This window comes from Saccharomonospora halophila 8, from assembly GCF_000383775.1.
Taxonomy (GTDB): Bacteria; Actinomycetota; Actinomycetes; order Mycobacteriales; family Pseudonocardiaceae; genus Saccharomonospora; species Saccharomonospora halophila.
The window spans coordinates 90,289-95,278 of record NZ_KB912488.1 but is presented as its reverse complement, the minus strand read 5'-3'; the positions used below and the strand labels follow the sequence as shown (position 1 = coordinate 95,278).

The following is a 4,990-nucleotide window of genomic DNA, read 5'->3' as shown; positions in this document are numbered from 1 at the left end:
CGGGTGGTCCGCTGCCGTGCCGCGCGGAGGGCCGGGCCGCCAGCACCCGCACCGGGGCGAAGTGGTGCGCCAGCAGCGATTCCGTTCCCGGCCAGTCCCGGCTCGGCCGGGCGAGCACCGCGGCCGTGTCCGCGGTGCCCGGAACGGTTTCGGTGGCCAGCGTCTCCTCCCACCGGTCCAGCAGGCCCGCGAGCGCCGTTCCCGGATCCTCGCCCGCGAGACGGACGTCGAGGCGGTGTTCCCGCAACGGCCGCCACAGCGCGGCCGGCGAGTCCGGGGGGACCTCCGACGTGCTCACCCGGGCCACGCCGGACGGCACGGTGAGCAGATCGGACGTCTCCGGCCACGGTGCCGGGGCGGGCGACAGCGGGTCGAGTGCGCTCAGACGCTTGACGTGTCCGGTCGTGATGGTCTCGACGTCCATGGACTCAATCTAACCCCGCGCGAGTATGACATACCTCACCGAGTTTCGACTACAATGGGCGACCGGTCGCCCGCCAGACGGTCACCCTCCTCGCGGCCGGGCGAGGTCGTTGTCCGGGTGGTGCTGACACAGAGGTGACCTCATTGTCGTGAAAGGAGATCTTGATACGCCCTCCGGGGTAAAGTATCCCTTCGTTCGCGGGTCGGCTCCGACACCGAGCATGCGCGTCATCACAAGGAGGTTGCATGCCGAACGCACACGGCGACTCCGCCGGCACCGGTACGGCCACGGCCGACCCACCGGAGCCCCCGGACGGAGGCCAGGCCTCGGCACAGGCCCGTGCGGACGAACTCCGGTTCCGCCTCTACACGGTGGTCGTGCTCACGGTCGGGATCCTCGCCGCGGGAGCGGTCTCCACCTGGCTGCCGTTCACCGGTTCGGTCCATCTGTGGTGGATCGGACCACTGCTGGCCGCCGCGTTCCTCGGCGCGGAACAGCTCGGGGTCAACGTCGACGTCCGCAGCGGCATCTCCTGGACCATCTCGTTCACCGAGATCCCGCTCGTGATCGGTCTTCTGGTCGCGCCCTTCGAGGTGGTCCTCACCGCGCACGTGGTCGCGGGGGTGGCGACCCTGCTGGCCCGTCGCGTCACCGGCCGGGTGCTCTACAACGCTGGCGCCTTCCTGCTGGAGGTCACCAGCGCGTTCGCCGTCGCCGGTCTGGTCCGGCAGATCCTCGGTGGTGCGGACCAGATGCCGTGGATCGCCGCGCTCGCCGGCACCCTGACCGCCCCACTGGCCAGCACCCTGCTCGCGATGGTGGCCGTCCGTGTGCTCCGTCGCCGGATGCGGGTGAACACGGTGCTGCGCCTGGCGGGCCGCATCCTCGTGGTGGGCTTCGTGAACGCCTCCGTCGGCCTCACCGGGTACCTGGTGATCTCGAACACCCCCGAGGCCTGGCCGATCGTGCTCGCCGTCTCCCTCGGGCTGGCCGCACTGTACTGGGCCTACTCCGACCTGCTGCGGGAACAGCGCGACATGGAGGCGCTGACGGACGTCAGCCTGATGGTCGCGCGGTCCGGACAACAGGCCGCCGCACGTCCGGCGGGCCGCGCGGAGGACGTCGACGGTGGTGTGGACATCGAGGAATGGACCACGCTCGCCGAGCGGATCCGGGACCAGCTCGCCGCCGCCCGGATCGTCCTGCGGCTGCGGCTCGACCCGGACGAGTCCATGCGCACCGTCGTGGTGGGTGACGACCTGCCCACCGCCCTGCCCGTGGACGATCCGTTGCTGCGGCTGCGTGGTTCACACGTGCGGCATCTGCGTCTCACCGAGACCCATCCGGATGTGCGTACCGCCCTGCTCGACCGGGGCGCGCACGAGGCACTGGTCGTGCCCCTGCGGAGCGCCAGCCAACTGCTCGGGGTGCTGGAGGCGCACGACCGGCTCTCCCGGTGGCGCGGGTTCGGCAAGTACGACGTCCAACTGCTCGGCACCATGGCCAGTCACCTGGCCACGTCGCTCGACAACCGCCGGTTGCTCGCCACGCTTCGGCACGACGCCTACCACGACCCGCTGACCGGCCTGTTGAACCGTCCCGGCTTCCGGCAGGTGGCCACCGACCCGCTCCGGGAGAACGAGCACTCCGTGGTGCTGCGGGTGGACCTGGACGTGCTCTCCACGGTCAGCGACGCGCTCGGCTACGCCTGGGCCGACCGGATGCTGATGGCCGCGGGCGGGCGGATGCGCGACACGCTCGGCCCGGACGTGCCGCTGGCCCGGCTCGAAGGCGCTTCGTTCGCGGCCCTGCTGGTGGACTGTGACGCCGACGGGGCGCACGAGACCGCGCAGCTGTTGCGCACGCAGCTGTCCGCCCCCTACCCGGTGGACCGGCTCACCGTCGAGGCGAACGCCGTGGTCGGATACGCCGCCACGACCGCGCGGGAGAACGCCGACGGCGTCGACGTGGACAGCTTCCTGCAACGGGCCGACATGGCCGTGCGCGCGACCCGCAGCGGCGAGGAGGTCCGCGCCTATGTCCCCAGCATGGGGCAGATCTTCCTGCGTCGGTTCCAGATGGTCACCCAGTTCCGGCAGGCGATCGAGCAGGGTCAGGTCAGCGTCCACTACCAGCCCAAGGTCGCCCTGCCCGGCAAGCAGGTGCTCGGCGTCGAGGCGCTCGTACGCTGGCAGCACCCCGAGTTCGGCCGGGTCAATCCCGACGAGTTCGTGCCCGCGGTCGAGGCCGCGGGGCTGGTCGGGGTGCTGACCTCCTTCGTCCTGGACACCGCGCTCGACCGGGTGCGCCGTTGGCTGGACGAGGGGTTGCGGATCTCGGTCGCGGTGAACCTGTCCGTGCGCAACCTCGCCGACACCGAATTCCCGGCGCGGGTCGCCGAGGCGCTGGAGCGCTTCGACGTCCCCGGGGAGCTGTTGACCCTGGAGTTGACCGAGTCCGGGGTGATGGCCGACCCGGAGCGGGCCCTGCCGATCCTGCGTGGGCTGGCGGAGCAGGGCATCGAGTTGGCCGTCGACGACTTCGGCACCGGCTACTCGTCGCTGGCCTATCTGCGGCAGCTCCCGGTGGACCAGGTGAAGATCGACAAGAGCTTCGTCTTCGGGATGGGCACCGATCTGGGCGACCTCGCGGTGGTGCGGTCGATCGTCGAGCTGGGGCACTCGCTCGGGCTGACGGTCGTGGCCGAGGGGGTCGAGGAGGACGTGGCCCGGGACCAGCTGGAGGCGATGGGCTGTGACGTGGCGCAGGGGTACCTGATCTCCCGGCCACTGTCCGAGGAGCGGCTCCAGGCCTGGTTGACCGCGCGCACGGTCCGCTCGCCAGCACCCGCCTCCGAGGCGGTTCTGATGCTGCTGACCTGAGGTTTCGCGGGGAACCCACCCCCTTGCCCGAAGGTGTGAGCGACTGATGTAGTCTTTGGGACAGCTCGTTGAGAGCAGGCCCCTTTAGCTCAGTCGGCAGAGCGTCTCCATGGTAAGGAGAAGGTCTACGGTTCGATTCCGTAAAGGGGCTCGGCGTGACCACGAGGCGGTGTAGCTCAGTTGGCAGAGCAAGCGGCTCATAATCGCTGCGTCGCCGGTTCGAGTCCGGCCACCGCTACGCGAGTGGGCGGGCCGGGCTTACCGAAGAGTAGGTACCTCCTCGCTCCGCGACAGCATCGGGGACGGTAGTGTCCCGCCCTCCGCTTCCCACCCGGTGGGCTCCGGCCCCCGGACCCCACGGATGGGGAACCGAGTAGAGAGTAAGGAGCCGTTGTGGCTGCCACCGACGTACGACCGAAGATCACGCTGGCGTGCGAGGAGTGCAAGAACCGCAACTACATCACCAAGAAGAACCGGCGCAACGACCCGGACCGCTTGGAGATGAAGAAGTTCTGCCCGAAGTGCGGCACGCACCGTTCGCACAAGGAGACGCGCTGAGCTCCTCCTCCCGGCGTTGACGCGTCCGCGCCCCTCCGGGGCCGACGCGCCGCAGTTTTTCGACGAGGCCACCTCCGCCACACCCGGCGGAGGTGGCCTTTCTCATGTGCGGTCGTGCGTCCCGCGGTGGGTGTCCGGGCGGTTGTCCCCGTGGCGGGGGTGGGGACCGGTAGTCTGCGCAGCCGTGCCACTGGATCCGAGTTTCGTCGGGCGGAGCTACCCGCCCACGAGCACGTACGAGGTCAGCCGCGCCAAGATCGCGGAGTTCGCCGACGCCCTCGGCGACGACAACCCGCTCTACCGCGACCCCGAGGCCGCGCGCGCCGCGGGGCATCCGGACGTCGTCGCACCGCCGACGTTCCTCACCCTCGTCCACCTGCCCGTCGTCGAGACGCTGGTGGCCGATCCCGAGCTGGGGTTGGACTACGCGCGCATGGTGCACGGGGATCAGCGCTTCATCCACCACCGGCCCGTCCGTGCCGGGGACGCGCTGACCGCGACCACCCGCATCGAGGACATCCGGGGGCGGGCGGGCAACGACTTCCTCACCGTCCACGCCGAGATTCACACCACCGAGGGAGAGCATGTCGGCACGACCCGCGCCCAGTTCGTCGTGAGGGGGGAGTGACGGTGACCGGAACCACCACGCCGGACCCGACCACGGTCCGGGTCGGCGACCCGCTGCCCGCGTTGACGGTGCGGGTGACGCGCGACCGGCTCGTGCGCTACGCGGGGGCGTCGCTGGACTTCAACCCGATCCACTGGGACGAACGGACCGCCACCGGCGCGGGACTGCCGAACGTGATCGCGCACGGGATGCTCACGATGGCGCTGGCCGGGCGGGTCGTCACCGACTGGCTCGGCGACCCCACGCGGATGATCGAGTACGGCGTGCGGTTCACCCGTCCGGTCGTCGTGGACACCGACGGTGCCGACGTGGACTTCGGCGCCACGGTCGGCGAGGTCCGCGAGGACGGCACCGCCCGTGTCGACATCACCGCCACGGTGGACGGCCGGGCCGTGCTCGGCCAGGCCCGGGCCGTCGTCCGCCTGAGCTGAAGCCGCGCAGCGGCCACCACCCGGGAACGCCGTCGGCGGGAACGCCCGTCAGTCGGGTTCCGGGCGG

Annotated in this window: 4 protein-coding genes, 2 tRNA genes and 1 pseudogene; 6 read left to right on the top strand and 1 reads right to left on the bottom strand. The window is 70.7% G+C overall.

The window, feature by feature from the left end:
* Positions 1 to 424, bottom strand: a pseudogene (locus SACHA_RS24855) (GNAT family N-acetyltransferase); the annotation flags it as partial.
* Positions 425 to 669: 245 nt separating this feature from the next.
* Between SACHA_RS24855 and SACHA_RS0103155 the strand changes: the two are divergent.
* From SACHA_RS0103155 to SACHA_RS0103130, 6 genes are all read left to right on the top strand, one after another.
* Complete coding sequence (locus tag SACHA_RS0103155) at positions 670 to 3,306, top strand: putative bifunctional diguanylate cyclase/phosphodiesterase (RefSeq protein ID WP_019807142.1); 2,637 nt, start codon at positions 670 to 672, stop codon at positions 3,304 to 3,306.
* Between the two features lie 78 nt (positions 3,307 to 3,384).
* Positions 3,385 to 3,457: transfer RNA gene (locus SACHA_RS0103150), tRNA-Thr, on the top strand.
* Positions 3,458 to 3,471: 14 nt separating this feature from the next.
* Positions 3,472 to 3,544, top strand: a tRNA-Met gene (locus SACHA_RS0103145).
* 155 nt (positions 3,545 to 3,699) lie between these two features.
* Positions 3,700 to 3,864 carry a 50S ribosomal protein L33 gene (gene rpmG, locus SACHA_RS0103140; RefSeq protein WP_007026440.1) on the top strand — a complete coding sequence of 55 codons (165 nt, stop codon included), beginning with the start codon at positions 3,700 to 3,702 and terminating at the stop codon, positions 3,862 to 3,864.
* A 184-nt stretch (positions 3,865 to 4,048) separates the two neighbouring features.
* Positions 4,049 to 4,492: a MaoC family dehydratase N-terminal domain-containing protein gene (locus SACHA_RS0103135; protein ID WP_019807140.1), complete on the top strand. Its 444-nt coding sequence runs from the start codon at positions 4,049 to 4,051 to the stop codon at positions 4,490 to 4,492.
* 2 nt (positions 4,493 to 4,494) lie between these two features.
* Positions 4,495 to 4,923 carry a MaoC/PaaZ C-terminal domain-containing protein gene (locus tag SACHA_RS0103130; protein ID WP_028662843.1) on the top strand — a complete coding sequence of 143 codons (429 nt, stop codon included), beginning with the start codon at positions 4,495 to 4,497 and terminating at the stop codon, positions 4,921 to 4,923.
* Positions 4,924 to 4,990 lie beyond the last annotated feature (67 nt).